The following is a 20,969-nucleotide window of genomic DNA, read 5'->3' as shown; positions in this document are numbered from 1 at the left end:
GCGACAACATCAGCGACAAGCTCGAGGAGGAAACCCCACAGTAACATCAACGAAGAACGCAGCGGTCAAAACCGGCCAAGGAGGTTGTCGGTAGCGGCCAAGGAGGTTGACGCTCTACAGACTGAGTAATTTCGCCTAAGCTGCGCATCAAGGACGCCGAGTCAGGCAGCATTTAACGCCCTGATTTAGATCAACCACACCATCTGGATAGCGTGTTATAATCACCTAGGAAGGACTCAAATCATGCGATCAAGGCCACATATCGATGTCAGAAGAGTGTCGCGTATTCGCGTCAGCTTCGTCCTGATATTGATCGGAGCCTTGTTTTTCGGTCTCATTGCCGATGGTTTGCATGCGCATGAGGGCGAGCCTGCCGGGTTAGAGACGCAGATTGTTCAGGTCACCGACGCAAATTCCTCCGTCCACGTTATTCTGGACGCGGATTGCGGAATTCATCCCGGTTGCGCCGCTGCTCTGATCCCTAACGGGCTTGTCAGCGCAGTAGTTTCGAACCGTAGCACGCGAATGGTAATGTCGTGGCGGCAATCGGCGTCTTTCGCCGATGACGAATTCATACACGTCCCCATTCTCTTCTGAGCATTCCAGTCAGCGAGGTAGCGAAGCGCCTCCCTTTCGGCTTTTACGCCAATCGTGACGCTTAGGTTTTTCGACAGGCTCGTAGTCTGGATGTCCGGATTCTACCTGACCGCGCTCCTCACTTCATTCGCTCCTATCAACCGTGGATCCGCCGGTTTTCTGCCCTCGCCACGGCCACCGCATGATCTCGACCAGATAAAGGTTCCAAAAATGAACATGTCGTCCCGCATCGCCTATACGCTCGCCACTTTGTTCGTGTCAGCACCAGCTTTGGCCGCTCCGCCTACGGTCTTCATTCCAGAGGGCAGCGCCAATTCAGTCCTGATGGTTCAGGCGGAGACTGGAAAAGTCCTGCGTCGGATCAATGATGTCGAGGCGGTCCACGGTCTCGCAGGCGCACCCGGCGTGCCGTATCTGGTCGCCGGCAGCTATTCGGAGATCCCGCGCGAGGATGTCGCGTCGCTAGAAAAGCCCTCCACCGTGTCTGCAGACGATCACGCCGCGCACCACGCACCAAAGGCCGCGCCAATGGGGCCACCGGATGCCGGGATCAGTCTTCTCTCGATTCTGGACGCAAAAAGTGGCGATATCCTCCGCCGGATAGAGGTGCCGGGTGCCGTACATCATACGGCAGTTTCCCCTGATGGACGCTTTGCCGTTGCGACCCATCCGGCAGGTGACGGAATATCGGTGATTGACTTGGCGACTTTCGGCATGACGGCATTTGTCCCGACTGGATCGATGCCGAACTATGCAGCGTTCGGAACTGATCCAAATCTCGTCTACGTCTCCAACACCGGTAACGGAACGATCAGCGAAGTAGATCTGTCGCGGGGTATCGTTCGTCGCAACTTCATTGCAGGTGACACCCCGGAACATATGGCGGTTTCGCCCGAAACTGATCGACTCTTTGTCGCAGACGCGGACGCAGGTCAGGTTCTGGAACTGTCTTTGAGTACCGGTGAAAAGCTGCGGACCTTCGAAATTGGCGGCGAGATTCATGGACTGGGGCTGTCAAATGATGGGGCAACTTTGTTCGTCGCGGGTAGGGGAGAGGACAAACTCGCCTCAGTTGCACTCGCTACCGGGGAAGTGCGCACAGCCACGCTTGCACCAGAACCCTACCACCTGACGGTAATTCCAGGCTCCGACATCCTTTATGTCTCAAGCCGTGCAGAGCCCGTGGTTTGGCTCATCGATACCAGCTCACTGCAAACGCGTGAAACAGTTTCTGTCGAAGGAGAAGGACATCAGATGGTGGCGCTTCCCTGAAGGGCTGCCGATGGGAATGAAAGGCACAGGATCATGGCACAGGACACTCGCCCAACACTTCGTTTTCTGGGAGCCGCCGGAACAGTAACCGGATCGCGCTATCTGATTGAAACCGGGGATCGCCGCATTCTAGTTGATTGTGGCTTGTTTCAAGGCTTCAAATCGCTGCGGGACCGCAACCGCAAGGCGTTTCCGGTACGCCCCACCACCATTGACACCGTACTTCTGACGCACGCGCATCTCGATCATTCAGGCTATCTGCCTGCGCTGATCCGCGGCGGGTATCGAGGGAAGGTGATGTGTACCGAAGCGACGGAGGAACTCTGCGGCCTGATCCTGCCGGACAGCGGCCATATCCAGGAAGAGGAGGCACGTTTTGCCAAAAGGCACCGATACTCCAAGCACAAGAACCCCAAGCCGCTCTACACGTTGAAAGATGCTCAGGCGGCGCTTGAGCATTTGCACAGAGTTCCCTTCAACAGCACAGTCGATGTTGGTGACGGAATATCCGCAGAGTTCATCCCGGCGGGCCATTTGCTCGGTGCGGCGCAGATCCGTATCAGACTGCCAGGAAGGACAATCCACTTCAGTGGCGACCTCGGCCGACAGAACGACGCACTGATGCGACCGCCACAACCGTTCTCAGGTGCGGACGTGTTGGTTTGTGAATCCACCTATGGCAATCGCCATCACGCAGCCATCGACGCGGAGGAAGAGCTTCTGCCAATCCTGAAACGTGTTTTCGGGCGGGGCGGTACGGTTCTCATCCCCTCATTCGCGGTTGGGCGCGCGCAGGGGCTTATGTATCACATTGCACGCCTGCAAAACCGCGGCGAGATCCCATATGTGCCGGTTTATCTCAACTCGCCAATGGCGATCGACGCGACCGAAATCTACCACGGCCATCACGAAGAACATCACGTTGCCTGGGAGGATTGCCTTGCGATGTTCCAGATCGCCAAGCGGGTCACTTCGGTCGAGGAGTCGAAGAAGCTGAACACGCAGCATGGCCCGATGATCATCATTTCGGCGAGCGGCATGTTGACCGGCGGGCGGATCCTGCATCACCTCGCCAGCTTCGGCGGCGACCCGCGCAACGCAATCCTGCTGTCGGGCTTTCAGGCTGGCGGTACCCGCGGGGCGGCACTGGCCGCTGGCGCGGACAGTCTGCGCATGTTCGGTCGAGATTTCCCGATCAGGGCAGAGGTGATCCAGCTCGAAGCCTTTTCCGGACATGCCGATGCCGAAGAGTTGCTGGCCTGGATGCGCGCGTCGGATCGCGCGCCGCGCATGACCTATGTGACTCACGGCGAACCTTCTGCCTCGGACCGGCTGCGCTGGCGGATCGAACATGAACTCGGCTGGCCTGCCCGCGCCCCCGAACACCTCGAAACGATCCGGCTGGACAATCCAAAATGACAGAAATCGACAATACGCTCGCCCTGTCCCGCGCGGGGATCGACACTTACCGGCAACCCGTTGTCTTCATGCGCGAAGACTGCCACGTCTGCCGCGCCGAAGGCTTCGCAGCCCTGACCCGGATCGAGGTCACGCTCGGCGACAGGTCGGTGATTGCCACGCTGAACGTGTTGACCAATGGCGACTGGCTGCCCGACGACACTGCCGCCTTGTCGGAAGAAGCCTGGGCCGCCCTGAAGCCCCAACCGGGGGACCGGGCAAGTTTTACGCACCCGGAGCCACCGGACTCCGTCTCAGCGATCCGCGCCAAGGTCTATGGAGAAACCCTTGAGCAGCAAAGGTTCGACGCAATCATTCGTGACGTCCTCGATCATCGTCTCTCCGATCTCGATCTGGCAGCCTTCATCACCGCCTGCGCGGGCGACCGGCTTTCGATTGCGGAAACCATCGCACTGACCCGATCCATGCAGGCGGCGGGCGAAACGCTGGATTGGGGCGGCGCCGAGATCTACGACAAGCATTGCGTCGGGGGGCTTCCAGGAAACCGCACCACGCCGATCATCGTTTCGATCATCGCGGCGGCGGGGCTGATGATCCCCAAGACCTCTTCTCGCGCGATCACTTCCCCCGCAGGCACGGCCGACACGATGGAGGTCATGGCTCCCGTCTCGCTCGACATCCCCGCGTTGAGACGCGTCGTCGAGGCTGAGGGCGGGTGCATCGTTTGGGGGGGCAACCTCGCTCTCAGCCCTGCGGACGATGTTCTGATCCGGATTGAACGGCCACTCGATTTCGACAGCGACGGACAGCTGGTGGCGAGCGTCTTGTCGAAGAAGGCTGCGGTCGGTGCGAAGCGCGTGCTGATCGATGTGCCCGTCGGACCAACGGCCAAGGTCCGCTCGGCGGAAACCGCCGCTGCGCTGGCAGAGCGGCTCCGCGCCGTTGGCAAGGCCATCGGCCTGACGCTCTCGATCCATCAAAGCGACGGGACTGCACCTGTCGGACGCGGAATTGGACCCGCACTTGAAGCCCAAGATGTCCTTGCCGTGCTACGCCGCAACGAGAACTTCCCTGTCGACCTGCGCGACCGTGCACTCGACATCGCTGGAGCGCTGCTGGACCTTGTCCCCGAGACGGGCGGCGCGGGCGGGCGAAAGGTGGCCGCACAGCTGCTCGACAGCGGCGCTGCCGAGGCGAAGTTCATTGCGATTTGCGATGCACAAGGCGGTTTCACTGAGCCCGGTGAGGCGCGTTATCATGCGGTGATCACCTCCCGCACGGCGGGGCGCCTCATTGCGATTGACAATCGCCGCATCGCGCGCACAGCGAAACTCGCCGGCGCACCGCGGCAGCAGCTCGCAGGGCTGCGCCTTCTGGTCCAGATCGGTGACCATATCGAATTTGGCAAGCCGCTGTTCGAGATCCACGCCGAAACGCTGGGAGAACTGGAATACGCCCGCTCCTATGCCGAGGCGCAATTGGGACTTTGCACAATTGAGGAGGCAAACTGATGACCATTATCGCCCCCTTTCCCGGCATGGAGCCATTGGCGCGCAGAATGGCGGCGACATCCGGTGCCGAAATCCAGCCGGTGGACTTGCACCATTTTCCCGATGGTGAAACCCTCGTGAAGCTCGGCGGCGATCCTGCAGGACGCGAAATCGCCTTCCTCGCCACGTTGCGCGATCCTGATCGGCTGGCGTTGCCTCTGCGTTTCGCAGCTCTGACGGCGCGCGAACTTGGGGCCGCGCGTGTGGGGCTGGTCGCGCCCTATCTTGGCTACATGCGCCAGGACAAGCGGTTTCATCCACGCGAAGCTGTGAGCGCCCCGATCTTCGCGGGATTTCTTGATGAATGTTTCGACTGGGTGATGACCGCTGACCCCCATCTGCATCGCAACCCGAGCCTTTCAGCGCTGTTCCGCATTCCCGCATATCGTGTCGCCACAGCCCCTCTGCTGGCCGACTGGATTGCGGCGAACGTTCCAGAGGCCGTGCTCCTTGGGCCTGACAGCGAAAGCCAGCAATGGGTGGCTGAAGTCGCCAGGCTCGCCGGACGCCCCTACGAAGTGCTGACAAAACATCGCTCCGGGGATCGGCAGGTCGAGATCAGCCTGCCGGGCAGCGCCGTTTTCCGACAGGGGACACCCGTGATCCTCGATGATATCGCCTCGTCCGGACACACGCTGATCCGAACGCTCGAACAACTCGAGCAGGCCGGTGCCCGACCTGCGACTTGCGTAATTATCCACGCGGTTTTCGCACACGGCGCAGAGGAAGCAATCCGCCATGCCGGTGCCGCGCGGATCGTCAGTACCGATACGATTCCACACTCAACGAACGCAGTCTGCGTCGGCGAGCTGTTAGCGACAGAAATGAAAGTTGCTCAATGCGCCACTTGACCTTCCAGTTACTGGAAGAATTAGGTTTGAGGCAATGAGCTAGAAATACGGGAAAGGATCCCCGAATGAACAACCATCACGAACATGCCAACGGATCTGACGATCAAGTTCCTTCTGGCTACGCGGGCACGGTCTTCACTTGCCCGATGCACCCCGAGGTACGCCGCGCCGAACCGGGAGATTGCCCGAAATGCCAGATGCATCTGGTGCCGGAGGGCGAGCCCTCGCAACACCACGCCCATCATCAGCACACGGGCGACGCGGTGGAGCCAAACCACTTGGACTCGGTTCCCAACGACTACACTGGCCCGGTTTATACCTGTCCGATGCACCCTCAGGTGCGCCAGACGCATCCCGGGTCTTGTCCGATCTGCGGTATGGGGCTGGAACTGGAATCGGCCGCCATGGAAGCGGAAGGCCCGAACCCGGAGCTTGTGGACTTCAGCCGTCGTTTCTGGGTGGGGGCCATTTTGACCGTACCGCTCCTTGTGCTGACCATGGGCCCCTATCTTGGCCTGAGCGGGGTGCGCGAGATATTCGGTGAACGCGTCACCCTCTGGGTCGAACTCGCGCTCGGGACACCCGTTGTCTTTTGGTCCGGCTGGCCTTTCCTTGTTCGTGGCTGGAACTCGTTCCGGACAAGGAACCTCAATATGTTCAGTCTCATTGCCATGGGTGTAAGCGCCGCATGGCTGTTCAGCATCATCGCCGTCCTGGCACCGGGCATATTCCCCGATGGGTTCCGGGATGCCGAAGGGCATGTCGGCGTCTATTTCGAGGCGGCGGCTGTGATCGTCACGCTGGTCCTTGTGGGACAGGTGATGGAGCTGCGCGCTCGCGAAGGCACTGGCAAGGCGATCCGTGCTCTTCTGGATATGGCCGCCAAGACGGCACGTATTATCCGCGACGACGGAAGCGAGGAAGAGGTTCCATTGGAACAGGTCCAGGTCGGCGACCGACTACGTGTGCGACCCGGTGACAAGGTGCCGGTCGATGGTATGGTCGTCGAAGGCAGGTCCTCAGTTGACGAAAGCATGATCACGGGCGAGCCGGTACCGGTAGAAAAGGTCGGAGGAGACCCTGTAACGGGCGCCACGATCAACGGAACCGGCAGCCTGATCATGGAGGCGACGCGCGTCGGCGCCGACACGATGCTGAGCCAAATCGTCGAGATGGTGGCCAATGCGCAGCGGTCTCGCGCGCCGATCCAGAAATACGCCGACAAGGTCTCCGGATATTTCGTGCCTGCAGTTATTGGCATCGCCGTGCTGGCCTTCATTGGCTGGGCCATTTGGGGCCCGGTCCCGGCCCTTTCCTATGCTCTTATTGCGGCCGTTGCCGTTCTCATCATCGCTTGTCCCTGTGCCCTCGGCCTTGCGACACCGATGTCTATCATGACGGCGACGGGGCGCGGCGCGCAGGCGGGTGTCCTGATCAGGAATGCAGAGGCACTGGAACGGTTCGAGAAGGTCGATACCCTGATCGTCGACAAGACCGGCACGCTGACGGAAGGCAAGCCGAAACTTGTCGGCGTCTACCCTGAACCGGGTCACGATGAGGTAGAAGTGCTTCGGCTTGCCGCATCGCTGGAACGCGGCTCCGAGCATCCTCTCGCGGAAGCCATCGTACGCGGTGCTGAAGAGCGTGGCGTCGACCTGGCAAAAGCCGACGCCTTCGAGGCGGTCACCGGCAAGGGCGTCAAAGGCACGGTGGACGGGCGGGTAGTGGCGCTCGGCAACGTGAAACTCCTGACTGACCTCGGACTTGATGCAGCAGAGCTTCGGGACAAGGCGGATGCCCGTCGGGATAATGGCGAAACGGTTATGTTTGTCGTCGTCGAGAATGACGTTGCCGGTCTTGTCAGCGTCGCAGACCCGGTAAAGGCGACCACACCGGCCGCCCTGAAGGAACTGCACGCACTTGGGTTCCGTATTATCATGGCGACGGGAGACAATGAGCGTACCGCTAGGGCCGTCGCGTCCAGTCTAGGCATCGACGAGATCCGCGCCGATGTGATGCCGGAAGACAAAGCGAAGATCATCAAGGAACTTCAGGCCAAGGGGCACAAGGTTGCCATGGCCGGCGACGGTGTCAACGATGCACCTGCCCTGGCTCAGGCCGATGTCGGGATTGCCATGGGCACCGGCGCCGATGTGGCCATTGAGAGCGCAGGGTTCACGCTCGTCAAAGGGAACCTCGACGGTATCGTGCGTGCGCGCAAACTCGCCCGCGCGACCATGCGGAACATACGCCAGAACCTGTTCTTTGCTCTGATCTACAACACTGCGGGCGTGCCCGTCGCTGCGGGGATCTTGTTCCCATTCCTCGGGATCTTGATCAGTCCGATGTTTGCGGCCTTTGCCATGAGCGCTTCCTCAATCTCGGTCGTCCTAAACTCCCTTCGGCTACGGCGCGCGCAGATTTGAGGGGAAACAAGAACGATCGCGAGGTCCATCAGACCGTTCAATAAACAGTATTGGGTACAATCCATCGCCGGAGAAGGGGCAACAGCGTTCAGACAATCACCTGCAAACCAAGGAGACCAAAATGACCTACATTTCCAGACAGATGATCTTAGCCATTGCTGTGGTGTGGGGGCTGCCAGTCGGCGCCCAAGACAGCGGGCATATGACAGATAATGGGGCGATGAGTCAGATGATGAGCTCCGGACTGTTCCTGCCAAACATGGATGCAGCCAAGGGGCGTGCGCTGTTCGCCTCGAAAGGCTGTGTCGTTTGTCATTCTATCAACGGGGTCGGAGGCGAGGATGCCCCCGCCCTTGATGCAGCGTATATGGACCTGCCAATGAACCCGTTTGAATTTGCCGCCCGAATGTGGCGCGGCGCGCCGGCGATGGTCGCTGCCCAAGAGGATGAGCTCGGCGGGCAAATTGAATTCACAGGTCAGGAGCTTGCCGATATCATCGCGTTCGTTCACGATTCCGAAGAACAGAAGGCATTCTCTGCCGGCGACATCCCCGAAAAGATTGAAGAAATGATGCACCAAATGGGTGAGGAGGATCACGACTGAAGCGTCAGGGGATATCGCAGTAGAATAAGGCAATGCGTCGAAAGTTTCATTTGCGCCCTAAGATGCCGATCCTATGGCGGACCGCTTCTGCGCCAGCCAAAGTAATCCAAATCCCGCGGCTAACATCGGCAAGGAAAGGACTTGCCCCATCGTAAGCCCCCAGTCACCAAACTGCACAACATACCCAATCGGATTGTTCACGTCTGCGAATTGAGCGTCGGGCTGGCGAAACAACTCTACAAAACTTCTCGCAAAACCATATCCGGCCAGGAAGAGCCCGCAAATTGCCCCTGGTGTCCTAAGCCATCCGCGCCGCCACGCAAGGAATAGGAGAGCGAAGCCAAGCAACAGGCCTTCCAAAAGGGCTTCGTACAGTTGCGAAGGATGCCGTGCGCAAATGTCGGTTATTCCCGGGCATGATTGCGCTGCGTCACCGGGAAATATGACGGCCCAGGGCATGTCCGATGGGCGGCCCCATAGTTCATTGTTTATGAAATTTGCGATCCGGCCCAAGAACAAGCCCGGAGGCGTTGCCAGAGCGAGAAGGTCAGCCATGCTCAGGAGCGGCATACGCTGACGGATGCCATAAACAAGCGCGGCAATGGTTACTCCAGCAAACCCACCATGAAATGACATTCCCCCTTGCCAGACCTTCAGAATTTCTAACGGATTGGCAAGATAGAACCCGCGCTGATAGAACATCACGAACCCTAACCGCCCGCCAACGATCACCCCGATGATAATCCAGGTCAAAAGATCCTCAATTTGGCGCGGTGTTAGCGGGGCGCCCGATGCAGGCCACAGAGCGGCGCGTTTGACCGTGGCAACACAAATTCTCCAGCCGACGAGAAGGCCGATGATATAGGCCAACGCATACCAGCGGAGAGTCAACGTAAACGTGCCGATCTCAACCGAAAATATATCCGGCCCGATATTTGGGAACGGAAGTGCGGACAAAGGCATGGACATTCTTTCTAGTCATTCGGGTGAGGTCGGATCGTGCACATACGCCGTTCGTGCTCTCTCATGGTTTGTTCATCGCGAGTGAAGCTTCCGCGGGCTATTGGCCCGACTGGAGTTCTTCCAAGGACTGCAAAATGACACTTTGGCGCGGGTCTTCGGAGGAAACGGGCACCAATAGCTCTTTGGCTCGACTGTACGCGTTCAAGGCGAGGTCAGTTTCGCCGAGCACCCTGTAGGCCCTGCCAAGACGCATCCATCCATCGATATCGTCTGGTTCAGCCTCAAGGCGTGTTGCCAAACGTTCCACCATGGATCGGATAAATGCATCTCGATCGACATCATCCATCTGGCTGGCCGCTTCGACATCTGCAGCAGTGGGGCCGGGCGAATTGCCTGACATTACTGGAGCATAATCCGACAAACTGATAGGCGCTCGGCCTAGTGCCGCACCTATCCGGTTTGCTTCCGCGACAAATGTTTCCATCCAGGGTGCGAACCCATCCACTTCGTCCAATCGCGTGAGAAGACGATTGTAGGCCTGCTCATTCGCACCCGCTTGCGCAAGCCCGACAGCATCGTAAAAAGTTCCAGCAGGATTGGTCGGATCGAGCTCAAGTGCTCTTGCAATGGCCCGCTTCGCTTGGGGTGTCACGATCCCCTGTTCGGAAACGATGAGAGCTTCCGCATAGATCGAAAACACAGCAGAATCGGCATTCATGGATTGTGTTGCACGCTCGTAGGCCGATGCGGCATCCGAAGCGCGGCCCAATTTCATGAAGGTCTGTCCAAGGAGCATCCAGCCCTCCAAGGCTCCGCCTTCTGAATCCGCCTGCAACCGCTGCAATAGCTTCTGCGCCAACGCTTCGATTTCACGATTTTGCGCGACCTCTGCCTGGCGATCCTCGAAAGCGATGCTGGATAGGTTTGGCGCTCCAGCAAAACTGTAATACCCCGCCGCGAACAGCGGCACAAAGACCGCAGCAGCCATGAGTATGACCCTGCCGCCGCCGCTGGATTCCCCGGTGTTTTTTACTCTCCCCACGGAGAGAACCCGCCGCTTGATTTCCTGTCGCGCCGCATGCGCCTCTGCGACTGAAAGCAGGCCGCGTTCAGCATCCCGATCGACTTCAGACAACTGGTCCTTCAAAACTGCGAGAGTCCTGTCTTCGGCCGGACCTTGCACCAAGGCAGGCTTCCACGCCGAAGCCGCAACAATCCCTGAGGCAGTCAAGGCGAGGACTGCCATTGCAATCCATATCATCGGTGGTCCCCTTCGCTGGATGAAGTGAAAATGCGTGCGACCTCGGCCTCCTCGTCATCGCTCAGGTCTGCGATTTTTTTTCTTTTTCGAGAGCCCATCAGGATGCCGCCACCGATCCCCAGAGCCAAGAGCCCAAGGAGTGGGGGGGTAAACCAGAGAGCGTAGGTCTCGGGTTTAAACGGAGGCTTCAGTAGAACGTAGTCGCCGTATCTCGCTTGGATGAAAGCAATTGCATCTTCGTTCGTGTCACCCGCAACCAACCGTTCCCGGACCAAAAGTCGTAGGTCGCGCGCAACGCCGGCGTTCGAGCTGTCAATATCCTGATTTTGGCAAACTACGCAGCGAAGCTGCCTGGAAACCTCCCGTGCCCGAGCCTCGAGGATTGGATCGGAGAGGATTTCGTCGGGCTCAACAGCCTGCGCAGACATTGGCATGATGAGTGCCAACACAAGGAAGAAACTACGCATGTCAGCTCCTCTCCTCTAACACACCCGCTTGTCGGAGAGCTTGGCGAAAGGCTGATACAGCCTCTTCACCGACGATCGGGCCGACGTATCGGTAGAGCACCGTTCCATCGCCTCCGACAATGAATGTCTCGGGCACACCCGAAATCCCCCACTCGATCCCGGCACGACCTGACAGATCCGAGCCAATACGTTCGTACGGGTTCCCGAGATTTCGAAGCCAATTGACCGCGTCTGCGGGTTGATCCTTGTAGTTGATCCCGAACAAACGCACGCCATCGCGCTCAACCAAAGCGCTCAGAACCGCGTGTTCGGCACGACAGGGAACGCACCAGGAAGCGAAGACATTGACGACGACTGGCGTTGGGTTTCCGAGCAGGTTTTCCCGAGACAGTCCCTGTACATCAAGACCCGGCACCGGCCCGAGATTGAACGAGGGAGCTGGCTGAGAAATGAGAACCGAAGGAATCTCGCTTGGGTCACGATTGGGATTCAGGCCCCACAAGAAAAATCCGCCGACAATCACTGCCAGTACCAAGGGAATAATCGCTACAGCTCGTTTCATTGCTCACTCCGCTGCGACCGGTTTCGTGGATCGTGCCTTGGAGCTTTGGGGTGCCCCGACACGGAAGCGGCGATCGGACAAGGACAGACTGCCGCCTATGACAAGCATGGCCGCACCCAACCAAAGCAAGCCGACGAATGGCTCATAGAGAATACGCAGAGTCCAGGCACCGCTCTCTTCGGCTTTGTCCAGAGAGGGTTCCGTGATCGAAGCGTATAGGTCTCCCGCCAGGGTTGACCGTATCGCCGATTCTGTTGTCGTACTTTGTGCGACCGGATAGCTGCGCCGCTCAGGTTTGAGAGCCGTCACGAAAGAGCCGCCCCTTTCGACGCGCAGGGTTCCCTGATCCGCAATATAGTTCGGGCCACGAACGCGCTGCACACCTTCAAATGTGACATCAAATCCCGCAATGTTGACACTCGTGCCGGGCTCTACAAATGCGATCTCTTCAGATTTCCAAACCGAAGAGCCAATCATGCCGATCATCAAGACCGCAACTCCCGCATGAGCGAGCGTCATTCCATGCGCCGCGCGGGGCAAATTGCGGGCACGCCGGATGCTTTCCTGGAGCGGAACCTCGAACAAACGAACCCGCAGCGCCCATTCACGTAAGGAAGCAAAAAACAACCAAAGCGCGATGAGGATCGAAAGATATGCCAACACGGGCCCGCCTTTGGCGAAATACCAAATTGCGAGCGTTGCCAGCACCGCCAGCACCACCACGAAGCGGACACGTTGAAGCACTCCGACCAGATCGGCTCGTTTCCAGGACAAAAACGGCCCGAGACCCATGACAAAAACCAAGGGGAGCATCATTGGTACGAACGCGCCATTGAAGAACGGCGGACCGACGGAAATCTTGTCACCAGAAACGGCTTCGAGAAACAGCGGATAAAGCGTACCGAACAGAACCGTGCCAGTCGCTGTAGCCAGGATCAGGTTGTTTAGCAACAACCCTGCCTCTCGACTAATCGGCTTAAACAACCCGCCACCTTCCATCATTGGCGCCCGCCACGCATAGAGTGCAAGTGAGCCACCAATTGAAATCGCAAGCAGGCCAAGAATGTATAGGCCTCGCTCCGGATCCACGGCAAAAGCATGCACAGAGGTCAGCAAGCCAGACCGAACCACAAATGTGCCGAGGAGTGACAGCGAAAACGTCAAGATCGCGAGCAGGATTGTCCAGCTTTTGAACGCGTCACGCTTTTCAGTGACAATCGCCGAATGGAGAAGTGCTGTCCCGAGAAGCCAGGGCATAAAACTGACATTTTCAACCGGGTCCCAGAACCACCATCCACCCCAACCCAGTTCGTAATATGCCCACCACGATCCGAGAGCTATCCCCGCAGTCAGGCTGATCCACGCGGCCAGTGTCCAGGGTCGAACCCATCTTGCCCAGGCTGTGTCGATCCGTCCCTCGATCAAGGCTGCGGCTGCAAACGAAAAGACGATCGAGAAGCCGACATATCCAAAATACAGCAGCGGCGGGTGCATCGCGAGGCCGATATCCTGGAGCAGAGGATTGAGGTCAGCGCCATCAAGCGGCGGAGGAAAGACGCGCTCGAACGGATTGGATGTAAAGAGAAGGAAGGACAGAAACCCGACGCTGATCCATGCCTGCATTGCCAAAGTTCGCGCTCGAAGTGTTTCCGGTAGGTTTGAGCCGAAAGCAGCAACCGCAGCACCGAAGATGGTCAGAATGAAGACCCAGAGCAGCAACGATCCTTCATGACTTCCCCAAGTCGCCGCGACTTTGAAGATCATTGGTTTCAGCGAATGCGAATTGTTCGCGACGTTCAAAACAGTGAAATCAGAGACAACAAAAGCGCGCATCAAGGCGGCAAAGGCAAGTCCGACGAAGACGACCTGCCCAAAAGCAGTTGACCGGGCTGAACGCATCCAGAGAAGATTGCCCCGGGCCGCGCCGAAAAGAGGAATAGTCGATTGGACGATGGCCAACGCCAATGCGAGGGCCAGCACAAAATGGCCGAGTTCCGGGGTCATAGGAGCCTCATGATCTTTGGCAGTGGGATCGACTGGTGATCAGTTTCTCAGTCGTCTAAAGCGGCCTTGCGCTTGCGATACTCGTCTTCATCAATCTCACCGCGCGCGAAGCGATCCCTGAGAATGTCCTGAGCACTAGACCCGGAAACACGGTCCTTTTCGCTGAACCAGCGAACGGCGAAGAATATCAGCGCAATAATCACGCCCCAGAACACGATCATCATCAGCCCTCCCAGCATTCCAAATCCACCGCCCCACATGTGGCCGTAATAATCTCCGCCTGGGTCCGCCATGGCGGCCGTCGCGAACAGCGTGAATGCTGCGGTTGTGTTGGTAAGTCTAAGCATGTCGGTTTCCTTTTCTGTCATTTCATGTTTCAGCAACTGGCAATCGAATTGTCGCGATAAGCCCGCCGTCCGGGTGGTTCGCCAGACTGATCTCCCCACCCTGCGCGCGAAGAATGGACCTTGCGATCGACAGGCCCAGCCCATGCCCGCCGGTTTCCAGAGATCGGCTTTCTTCAAGCCTGAAGAATGGGTCAAATACGCGTTCCAATTCTGCGGTTGGAATCCCCGGCCCTCTGTCAGTGACGGAAATTTCTATTTCCCCATCGGCTGATATCCAGCCCAGCGTTGCGGACCCGCCGTAGCGCACCGCGTTCTCGATCACGTTTCGCAATGCCCGTCGAATGGCATTGGGGCGCAATCGAACCGTGACTTCGGGGCCGTCAGAGAGCACAAACGGTACGACCATATCCCCCCGCAGAGCTTCTAGGAACGATTGCAGGTCAACATCCTGCATTGGTTCGTTCCCTGAGAGACCTTTCGCGAAGGTAAGGGTTGCTTCCACCATCGACTGCATTTCTTCGACGGTTGCGACGAGACTCTCTCGGGTTTCGTCTTCCTCTACCATTTCTGAATGTACTCTCATTGCGGTAAGCGGAGATCGAAGATCATGTCCAAGGGCCGCCAGAACCCTCGTTCGGTCGGCAACGAACCGTGTCAGCCTGTCCTGCATGCGGTTGAAACCAGCGGTCAGCTCCCGAACCTCCTGGGGTCCCCGTTCTGGCAACGCGTCTATGTCTTCTCCACGCCCCAATCGTTCCGACGCCCCGGCCAATCGCCGCAGAGGGCCCAGCAGTCCGGTCATGACAAACCAGCTCACTGCGACCAACAGGGCCATTGCCGTCAGACCAAATGTCAGCATGGAATAAAGCGGCCACTGGATCGGCGGACGCTCAAAGCGCGTACTTACGTTCAACCACTGGCCACCGGCGATCGAAATTGAAAGGTTCATCTCGATAGCGGACAGTTCACCTCGCATCATGGCCAAGTGCATCTCGGTCATTTCGTGCGACAGGTTCGGTAGCGGCAGGATCGCGCCTTGGATCTGGTGAAGCTCTACACGAATGTCGCGACTGTAGCTGTCGTTCAGGAGTGCGCGGACGCGGGTTTCAACCAACCCGCCATCCGAATGGTCGCTATGTTGCACAAGCGGCTTCGTCCCGAGGTCAAAGCGAACAAGGGGCGAGTTCGCCGCGCGGATAATTGATGGGCGCAGGTCAGCGGGTGCCTCTTCAATCAAGCGCGCAACATTTGCCGCTCGTCCAGCTGCCTCAAACCCAAGAGCAGCCCGTATGGCGAGGCTTCGTTCATCGGCGAAGAGCCACAGGCTGACAAACTGTGCGATCCCCAACGCGATAATGATGAGAAGAACGAGTTGGATCCGGAGAGATCGTAGGAGCCGCCAGATCATTCGGACACCTCGACGTCGACCGACAGGCAGTAGCCGCCGCTTCTGATCGTCTTGATAATACGTGGACGGAGAATGTCGGGCTCGAGCTTTCGCCGAAGGCGCGAAATCTGGTTGTCAATTTTCCTGTCCAACGGACCAGCGGAAATGCCCTGAGAAAGATCTAGCAACTGATCGCGGCTCAACACCATCCGAGGGCGCTCCAGAAGGACCGTCAGCAGTTTGAATTCTGCGACCGTAAGAGCGGTCTCTTGTCCCGCGTCGTCGAGAAGCACCTGCCGGTCTACATCCAAGGTAAGGTGTGCAAAGCGGACTTTGCGGCCGCTCAGAGATCCGGTGAAGGCTTCTTTGTGCTCGCTTCTTCGCAGGACGGCTTTGATCCTCGCAAGGAGTTCGCGTGGATTAAACGGCTTGGGAAGATAATCGTCCGCACCGATCTCCAAACCGACAATACGGTCCGCATCTTCACCGAGCGCGGTCAACATGATGATCGGCAGTCGCCCTTCGCTTGACAGACGTTGGCAAACGGAAAGGCCATCCTCGCCAGGCATCATGATATCCAGGACCAGTAGGTCGAAGCTTCCGACAGCCAGCTTCGCGTCCATCTCCGCCGCATCCTTGGCAGCGGTTGCTCGCATGCCATTCTTTTCCAGATAGCGGGTTACACTTTTCCGGATCTGTTCATGGTCATCCACGACGAGAATATGTGGCGCGTGTTGCATGGGGCCCTTCTAAAGCATTGGAAATCAGACGGTCAGGTTCCTTTTTGTCGCCAATTGTATCAGCCCCTGTCCATTGCGACAGACGGATACAAATCCACGGGTGTACGTCCTTACATTCAAATGTTTGATGCCAAGTTGTATGAGGTCAAAAGAAGGAAAGGCTTCAAAATGTCCTACTCAACAAAAATTTCTACCGGTCTTCTGGTTGCCGTTCTCACAGCAGGTGCTGCGCTCGCCGATGACAGCCATCACCAAGCTGCGGGCGCTGAAAGCGTCTCTCCCAATGTACTTGCTCAACCGATGGCAGGGACGGGCGGGCCCGGAATGCTGATGGGTGGCGGCATGATGGATCCCAGTCAGATGGCCGAGCATCTTCAGATGATGCACGGCATGATGCGCATGATGATGCAAATGCATTCGGGCATGATGAGCGGAAACGGCAGCATCATGGGACCAAGCACAACCGGTCAAGGTATGTTCCCGATGATGGGGGGCAACATGATGTCAATGTTCGATATGGATGGAAACGGCGCAGTGTCTCCCGAAGAGGCGCATGAGGGCCTTCAGTCGATGCTGTCGGACTATGACGCCGACGGTAACGGCACGCTCTCGATTGACGAATTCGCGTCGCTTCACGCCAAGGCGATGCGCGAGACCATGGTCGATCGTTTCCAGATGCTCGATGCTGATGGCGACGGCCAGATTTCTCAAGGCGAAATAGTCGCCCCTGCCGACAACATGGCACAGGGTATGACAGCAAATCCCGGAATGATGACGGACCAAGACAACTGAACCCCGTCGTTCAGAATTTCCCCATTCAGGCAAGCCCGTCAACGGTTCGGCGCTTTGGGTTTGCCTGAACAAGATCGAGAGGGCTCAAAATGAGTTATACCTACAACAGACATCTGCCCAATACGGCGATTGATGATGCGGAGATGCGCCTGCGCGAAGCCCTGAAAGAAAAGGGATTTGGTGTACTGACCGAAATCGACGTCCAGGCAACAATGAAGAAAAAGATTGACCGCGACATGGATGGATACCGCATTCTGGGTGCGTGCAACCCTCATATGGCATGGGAGGCCATTGGGCTGGAGCCCCGTATAGGATCGATGCTGCCTTGCAACGTGATCTTGCGGACGGTCGAAAACGGCACTGAAATCAGCGCTGTTGATCCTGTGGCTTCGATGGCCGCTGTCGAGAATGAGAAGCTGCACGAAGTCGCCGCGCAGGTGCGCGATATGCTGCGATCTGCGGTTGACAACGCATAAACTAAACTGAGGAGGCAGACCATGCTGAGCCGCCGTCAAACTTTTGGCCTGTTCGCATCGAGCACCTTGCTTGCCTATTCGCCAGCTTGGGCTGACAACCATGACGTATGGGCGCTCGATACTCTCCATGATGCGCTGAAAAGCGATTTGGCAAGGCTTGTGGACATCCGCAGACCCGAGGAATGGCAAGATACCGGCGTCGCGGAGGGGGCGTGGCCAATCGACATGACCCATCCGCGGTTCGGGGAGCGCCTCTTCGCCGCCCGCGATCTTGCTGCGGGACGCCCGGTCGCCCTGATTTGTCGGACCGGCCATCGCTCAGGTCTCGTAATGAGCAAGTTGCGTGAAGCGAAAGCTGCCGGCTTTGTTGACGCCGTAGGCGGGATGCTTGGCGCCCCGGGGAGATCCGGCTGGATCGAGCAAGGTCTGCCGACAGTAACAAGAGAAGCCGCACTGGCCGCCCTCCCAAGTGAGCTAGCGTGAGACACAAGCTATACCATGACCAATCGTAGAGCCTTCATCGCCGGCTTGGCTGGCCTGCCGTTTGCCACAGGTCCGCTGGCGGCCATCGCACAGGAGAGTGTCAGGGCGTTGGCTATGCCACCATTGCTCGACGCAACCCGCGATCGGCATTTCCGTCTGACTGCCCAAAAGGGCAAGACCGATTTTACAGGACTGGGCGGCGGCGAAACCTGGGGGTTCAACCAATCCTTTTTGGGGCCTACACTACGTCTTCCCGCAGGAGCTTCGACGCAAGCACAGATCGACAATACGCTGTCAGAGAAAATCTCGGTGCACTGGCACGGTATGCTGATACCCGGCGAAGTTGACGGCGGCCCACACCAGACGATTGAACCGGGCACGACTTGGTCTCCCGAACTGGATCTGACACAACCACCCGCTACTCTTTGGTACCACTCGCACGTTCATGGCGACACCGGACGACAAGTTCAAAGGGGATTGGCCGGTGTGATCCACGTTGATGACGGTCGGGACGATGCTCGGGGTCTCCCGATCTCATACGGCGTCGATGATTTGACATTGGTTCTGCAAGACCGCCGGTTCGACCGGCAGGGCCGCATCGATTATGGCCTGTCTATGCCAGATCAGATGATGGGTTTCATGGGAAATGTCATTCTTGTTAACGGTCAGCTAGGCACCCAGGCTGTCGTCCCTCGCGGTATTGTCCGTTTGCGCTTGCTCAACGGCTCGAACGCGAGGATTTATCCCCTATCGTTTTCTGACCGTCGCGAGATGCACCTCATCGCGACGGACAGTGGCTATCTTAATCAACCTGTCGCAATTGAGTCCCTCGTGATCGCTCCCGGCGAACGATACGAAGTCCTCGTCGATTTTTCGGGAGGAGAGGCTGGCACGCTGGTATCCTCTGCAAATCCCAATCAGATGATGGGTGGGATGATGGGCGGCGCGAGCACTGCTGGGGGGAGCTTCGTAGTTCTACCCTTTGGTGTGGATGTGAGACTTCCTGCCCGCATTCTGGAAATACCCGCCGACTTGGGCGGCGTCCTGCCTGACAGTGAGGCCCGATCAGTCAATACACGTCAGATCACACTCGATATGCCAATGGGGATGGGCATGATGATGCGTAGGTCGAATGATCGGTTTGCGATCAATGGGCAGTCCTTCGACATGGGGAGGATAGACTTGTCTCTTTCGAAGGGGGCGACCGAGATTTGGCAAGTCTCCTCAAACATGATGATGCACCCGTTTCATGTTCATGGCGTGAGGTTTCAGGTGCTCGCCGAAAACGGAAAGAAACCAAGCATACAAAATTCTGGCTGGAAGGATACCGTGCTCGTAAATGGCCGTGTCGATATCCTGGTCAGCTTTGAGCAGACGGCAGATCGCGCCAATCCCTTCATGTATCACTGTCACATCCTTGAACACGAAGATGGAGGAATGATGGCGCAGTTCACGGTCACATGATCGTGCAAGCATGGGGATATGGTCGCCTGATTGGTTGTTTGGCGATAGCAACTGTTCTGTCTCTTGCAGTTTTCGGCCTTTTTTCGGGCACGGTTTCTCTGAGCAATCTTGGGGTCGCCTTTTCACAGGCTGAAGTGCAGCGCCATATTGAAAATGCCGGAGCCGTTGGCCCCCTCGCGGTTATTGCACTCATGGCCCTCGCGATTGTCGCAAGCCCCATACCGAGCGCACCAATCGCACTAGCCGCCGGGGCTGCATTTGGCCACTATCTCGGAGCCGCCTACGTAGCCATAGGCTCGGAGCTCGGTGCTACAATCGCATTTGTCATCGCGCGAAAACTCGGTCGAAGCACAGTTCGGCGTTTTTTGGGTAAATATTCAGAGTTCGGGCTGTTGGGGTCGCAAAAGGCTCTGATGTTATCAGTGTTTGCGTCCCGCCTGCTTCCATTCGTTTCTTTCGATGCAATCAGCTATGTTGCGGGCTTGAGCCAACTTCATCTATGGCGCTTCATGCTGGCAACTTTTGCCGGGATTTTGCCGGCGAGTTTTGTTCTTGCCCATTTTGGAGCTGTGGCCATGTCAGGGGATTGGGGAACGGCTGAATGGATCACGATAGGACTTGGGGTTGTGACAGCACTGCCTTTTGTCTTTTTGACCCTCAAAAATAGAAAGCAGATCGACGATGAATAGCGACTATAAAGCGGGCAGCATTTCTCTTTGGGATGCCGTCGCCATGGGGACTGGTGTCATGATTGGCGCCGGAATTCTGGCACTCACAGGCCAAATTGCGGAACTGGCCGGCCCTACCTTTCCACTTGTGTTCATCGTTGGAGCCATCGTTACAGCCTTCAGCGCTTACACTTACATAAGAATGTCCAATGCCTACCCGTCAGCTGGCGGAATTGGAATGATCCTGCAAAAGGCCTATGGACCAACCGCCGTAGCCGCTGCAGCGGCTTTGCTTATGGCTCTGTCAATGGTCATTAACGAAAGCCTAGTCGCACGGACCTTCGCAAACTATTTGCTCCGTGGACTGGGCATTGCACCAGATGGCTTACTGGTTCCGGCAATAGGCGTTGCTCTCATTATCGCAGCCTATGTCGTCAACATCTCGGGCAACCGCTCTGTAGGCTGGATTTCCCAATTGCTCGCCGTACTGAAAGTTGGCGGTATCACTCTGTTTGGGATGTGAACAAGCATGCAAAATTGACCCCGTGGCGGGGGTGATCGGCATCCAAAAATGACCCCCTCACACTGATGGTGATGATGCTCCCGAGATCATCGGGGAGCACAGTGTGGGATGTT

At 57.6% G+C, this 20,969-nt stretch carries 19 protein-coding genes and 1 pseudogene; 12 read left to right on the top strand and 8 right to left on the bottom strand.

Annotation, left to right across the window (positions count from 1 at the left end; all coding sequences use genetic code 11):
* The first annotated feature begins 687 nt into the window (after positions 1 to 687).
* The 6 genes from I6N89_RS24035 (at position 688) to I6N89_RS24010 (ending at position 8,719) form a co-directional block, all read left to right on the top strand.
* Positions 688 to 1,869, top strand: coding sequence for a YncE family protein (locus I6N89_RS24035; RefSeq protein WP_229861855.1), 1,182 nt, complete (start codon positions 688 to 690; stop codon positions 1,867 to 1,869).
* A gap of 33 nt (positions 1,870 to 1,902) precedes the next feature.
* Entirely contained in the window at positions 1,903 to 3,288 is a 1,386-nt protein-coding gene (locus tag I6N89_RS24030) for an MBL fold metallo-hydrolase (protein ID WP_009573627.1), read from the top strand.
* Entirely contained in the window at positions 3,285 to 4,799 is a 1,515-nt protein-coding gene (locus I6N89_RS24025) for a thymidine phosphorylase family protein (protein WP_009573626.1), read from the top strand. The genes I6N89_RS24030 and I6N89_RS24025 overlap by 4 nt, the downstream gene beginning before the upstream one ends.
* Positions 4,799 to 5,689, top strand: coding sequence for a ribose-phosphate diphosphokinase (locus I6N89_RS24020; protein ID WP_009573625.1), 891 nt, complete (start codon positions 4,799 to 4,801; stop codon positions 5,687 to 5,689). Before I6N89_RS24025 ends, I6N89_RS24020 begins: the two co-directional genes overlap by 1 nt.
* 65 nt (positions 5,690 to 5,754) lie before the next feature.
* Positions 5,755 to 8,115 (top strand): copper-transporting P-type ATPase, encoded by a 2,361-nt coding sequence (locus I6N89_RS24015; RefSeq protein ID WP_009573624.1) that lies wholly within the window; start codon positions 5,755 to 5,757, stop codon positions 8,113 to 8,115.
* 121 nt (positions 8,116 to 8,236) lie between these two features.
* Entirely contained in the window at positions 8,237 to 8,719 is a 483-nt protein-coding gene (locus I6N89_RS24010) for a c-type cytochrome (protein WP_028095400.1), read from the top strand.
* 57 nt (positions 8,720 to 8,776) lie between these two features.
* Here the strand turns inward: I6N89_RS24010 and lgt are convergent, their stop codons facing one another.
* The 8 genes from lgt to I6N89_RS23970 all read right to left on the bottom strand — a co-directional run bounded on the left by lgt (position 8,777) and on the right by I6N89_RS23970 (position 16,450).
* Positions 8,777 to 9,682: a prolipoprotein diacylglyceryl transferase gene (gene lgt, locus I6N89_RS24005; RefSeq protein WP_028095401.1), complete on the bottom strand. Its 906-nt coding sequence runs from the start codon at positions 9,680 to 9,682 to the stop codon at positions 8,777 to 8,779.
* Positions 9,683 to 9,779: 97 nt separating this feature from the next.
* Positions 9,780 to 10,943, bottom strand: coding sequence for a c-type cytochrome biogenesis protein CcmI (gene ccmI, locus I6N89_RS24000; protein WP_038068299.1), 1,164 nt, complete (start codon positions 10,941 to 10,943; stop codon positions 9,780 to 9,782).
* Complete coding sequence (locus tag I6N89_RS23995; RefSeq protein WP_028095417.1) at positions 10,940 to 11,410, bottom strand: cytochrome c-type biogenesis protein; 471 nt, start codon at positions 11,408 to 11,410, stop codon at positions 10,940 to 10,942. The genes ccmI and I6N89_RS23995 overlap by 4 nt, the downstream gene beginning before the upstream one ends.
* A 1-nt stretch (position 11,411) precedes the next feature.
* A complete protein-coding gene (locus I6N89_RS23990) occupies positions 11,412 to 11,972 on the bottom strand; it encodes a DsbE family thiol:disulfide interchange protein (RefSeq protein WP_038068298.1) in 561 nt (186 codons plus the stop codon).
* Between the two features lie 3 nt (positions 11,973 to 11,975).
* Complete coding sequence (locus I6N89_RS23985; protein WP_028095416.1) at positions 11,976 to 13,976, bottom strand: heme lyase CcmF/NrfE family subunit; 2,001 nt, start codon at positions 13,974 to 13,976, stop codon at positions 11,976 to 11,978.
* Positions 13,977 to 14,023: 47 nt separating this feature from the next.
* Positions 14,024 to 14,323 (bottom strand): SHOCT domain-containing protein, encoded by a 300-nt coding sequence (locus tag I6N89_RS23980; RefSeq protein ID WP_198431755.1) that lies wholly within the window; start codon positions 14,321 to 14,323, stop codon positions 14,024 to 14,026.
* Between the two features lie 22 nt (positions 14,324 to 14,345).
* Complete coding sequence (locus I6N89_RS23975) at positions 14,346 to 15,731, bottom strand: ATP-binding protein (RefSeq protein WP_028095414.1); 1,386 nt, start codon at positions 15,729 to 15,731, stop codon at positions 14,346 to 14,348.
* Positions 15,728 to 16,450: a response regulator gene (locus I6N89_RS23970; RefSeq protein WP_009573615.1), complete on the bottom strand. Its 723-nt coding sequence runs from the start codon at positions 16,448 to 16,450 to the stop codon at positions 15,728 to 15,730. The genes I6N89_RS23975 and I6N89_RS23970 overlap by 4 nt, the downstream gene beginning before the upstream one ends.
* Between I6N89_RS23970 and I6N89_RS25610 the strand changes: the two genes are divergently transcribed.
* From I6N89_RS25610 to I6N89_RS23940, 6 genes and pseudogenes are all read left to right on the top strand, one after another.
* The gene (locus I6N89_RS25610) at positions 16,412 to 17,242 is read left to right on the top strand and encodes an EF-hand domain-containing protein (protein WP_229861857.1); all 831 of its coding nucleotides are present in this window, start codon (positions 16,412 to 16,414) and stop codon (positions 17,240 to 17,242) included. The genes I6N89_RS23970 and I6N89_RS25610 overlap by 39 nt on opposite strands.
* Positions 17,243 to 17,331: 89 nt before the next feature.
* Complete coding sequence (locus I6N89_RS23960) at positions 17,332 to 17,718, top strand: DUF302 domain-containing protein (RefSeq protein ID WP_009573613.1); 387 nt, start codon at positions 17,332 to 17,334, stop codon at positions 17,716 to 17,718.
* Positions 17,719 to 17,739: 21 nt separating this feature from the next.
* Positions 17,740 to 18,201, top strand: a complete 462-nt coding sequence (locus tag I6N89_RS23955; protein WP_035367136.1) for a rhodanese-like domain-containing protein — start codon at positions 17,740 to 17,742, stop codon at positions 18,199 to 18,201.
* Positions 18,202 to 18,216: 15 nt separating this feature from the next.
* Positions 18,217 to 19,665, top strand: coding sequence for a multicopper oxidase family protein (locus I6N89_RS23950; RefSeq protein ID WP_028095412.1), 1,449 nt, complete (start codon positions 18,217 to 18,219; stop codon positions 19,663 to 19,665).
* Positions 19,662 to 20,354: a TVP38/TMEM64 family protein gene (locus tag I6N89_RS23945; protein ID WP_028095411.1), complete on the top strand. Its 693-nt coding sequence runs from the start codon at positions 19,662 to 19,664 to the stop codon at positions 20,352 to 20,354. Before I6N89_RS23950 ends, I6N89_RS23945 begins: the two co-directional genes overlap by 4 nt.
* Positions 20,347 to 20,853, top strand: a pseudogene (locus I6N89_RS23940) (amino acid permease); the annotation flags it as partial. The gene I6N89_RS23945 and the pseudogene I6N89_RS23940, both read left to right, overlap by 8 nt.
* Positions 20,854 to 20,969: the final 116 nt, after the last annotated feature.

The organism is Salipiger abyssi (assembly GCF_017311415.1).
Taxonomy (GTDB): Bacteria; Pseudomonadota; Alphaproteobacteria; order Rhodobacterales; family Rhodobacteraceae; genus Salipiger; species Salipiger abyssi_A.
This window is presented reverse-complemented; position numbering and strand designations above follow the sequence as displayed.

Coding starts and splice junctions, on each gene's coding strand:
- I6N89_RS24035 (WP_229861855.1), top strand. CDS start 688: ATGTCCGGATTCTACCTGACCGCGCTCCTCACTTCATTCGCTCCTATC.
- I6N89_RS24030 (WP_009573627.1), top strand. CDS start 1,903: ATGGCACAGGACACTCGCCCAACACTTCGTTTTCTGGGAGCCGCCGGA.
- I6N89_RS24025 (WP_009573626.1), top strand. CDS start 3,285: ATGACAGAAATCGACAATACGCTCGCCCTGTCCCGCGCGGGGATCGAC.
- I6N89_RS24020 (WP_009573625.1), top strand. CDS start 4,799: ATGACCATTATCGCCCCCTTTCCCGGCATGGAGCCATTGGCGCGCAGA.
- I6N89_RS24015 (WP_009573624.1), top strand. CDS start 5,755: ATGAACAACCATCACGAACATGCCAACGGATCTGACGATCAAGTTCCT.
- I6N89_RS24010 (WP_028095400.1), top strand. CDS start 8,237: ATGACCTACATTTCCAGACAGATGATCTTAGCCATTGCTGTGGTGTGG.
- lgt (WP_028095401.1), bottom strand. CDS start 9,682: ATGCCTTTGTCCGCACTTCCGTTCCCAAATATCGGGCCGGATATATTT.
- ccmI (WP_038068299.1), bottom strand. CDS start 10,943: ATGATATGGATTGCAATGGCAGTCCTCGCCTTGACTGCCTCAGGGATT.
- I6N89_RS23995 (WP_028095417.1), bottom strand. CDS start 11,410: ATGCGTAGTTTCTTCCTTGTGTTGGCACTCATCATGCCAATGTCTGCG.
- I6N89_RS23990 (WP_038068298.1), bottom strand. CDS start 11,972: ATGAAACGAGCTGTAGCGATTATTCCCTTGGTACTGGCAGTGATTGTC.
- I6N89_RS23985 (WP_028095416.1), bottom strand. CDS start 13,976: ATGACCCCGGAACTCGGCCATTTTGTGCTGGCCCTCGCATTGGCGTTG.
- I6N89_RS23980 (WP_198431755.1), bottom strand. CDS start 14,323: ATGCTTAGACTTACCAACACAACCGCAGCATTCACGCTGTTCGCGACG.
- I6N89_RS23975 (WP_028095414.1), bottom strand. CDS start 15,731: ATGATCTGGCGGCTCCTACGATCTCTCCGGATCCAACTCGTTCTTCTC.
- I6N89_RS25610 (WP_229861857.1), top strand. CDS start 16,412: ATGGTCATCCACGACGAGAATATGTGGCGCGTGTTGCATGGGGCCCTT.
- I6N89_RS23970 (WP_009573615.1), bottom strand. CDS start 16,450: ATGCAACACGCGCCACATATTCTCGTCGTGGATGACCATGAACAGATC.
- I6N89_RS23960 (WP_009573613.1), top strand. CDS start 17,332: ATGAGTTATACCTACAACAGACATCTGCCCAATACGGCGATTGATGAT.
- I6N89_RS23955 (WP_035367136.1), top strand. CDS start 17,740: ATGCTGAGCCGCCGTCAAACTTTTGGCCTGTTCGCATCGAGCACCTTG.
- I6N89_RS23950 (WP_028095412.1), top strand. CDS start 18,217: ATGACCAATCGTAGAGCCTTCATCGCCGGCTTGGCTGGCCTGCCGTTT.
- I6N89_RS23945 (WP_028095411.1), top strand. CDS start 19,662: ATGATCGTGCAAGCATGGGGATATGGTCGCCTGATTGGTTGTTTGGCG.